At 50.6% G+C, this 615-nt stretch carries 1 protein-coding gene; it reads left to right on the top strand.

All coding sequences use genetic code 11. The features are described from left to right. The coding region (locus tag CIK04_RS31630; RefSeq protein WP_325206065.1) for a hypothetical protein at positions 1 to 291 on the top strand (291 nt) is incomplete at its 5' end. Positions 292 to 615 lie beyond the last annotated feature (324 nt).

Genomic DNA, 615 nt, shown 5'->3' with positions numbered 1-615 from the left:
CAAACGCGGCATCTGGCGTGTGTGGATGAATGGATTCCCGTGTGCACGGGAATGACGATTGGTGGTGTGGCGGCTGTCTCAGAGTTTAGTTCTTTGCAGTTGATCTTCGTTCGGCTTTTTCTTTCCGTCTTTTATCTCGTCATCCTCGCGGACGCGGGGATCCACCGTACAGCGAGTGTTGTAGCTCGGTATCACCGCTTCATTGCCAGTGTTGTCGGTTTTGCTCTATGTAGTTGTTGGTTGTGGCAAGTGCGTTTCCAAACGCGACATCCGGCGCGTGTGGATAAATAGATTCCCGTGTGCACGAGAATGACAGTTGGTGGCGTGGCGGCGGTGTGCTGAGTTTTTACGGGATAGTGTCGCTGTTGATGTGTATTGTCTCATCACATCCTTTGTTATTACAACTTCTTACTTATAACTTCGGTTTGTCAGCCTCTTTCTGTCTCTCAGTTCGTCATCCTCGCGAACGCGGGGATCCATCGTACAGCGAGTCTTGTAGCTCGGTATTACCGCTTCATTGCCAGTGTTGTTGTCAGTTTGGCTCTATGTTGTTGTCTGGGGTGAGTGCATTTCCAAACGCGACATCTGGCGTGTGTGGATGAATGGATTCCCGTG

This window comes from Vibrio sp. 03_296 (assembly GCF_002265885.1).
This window is presented reverse-complemented; position numbering and strand designations above follow the sequence as displayed.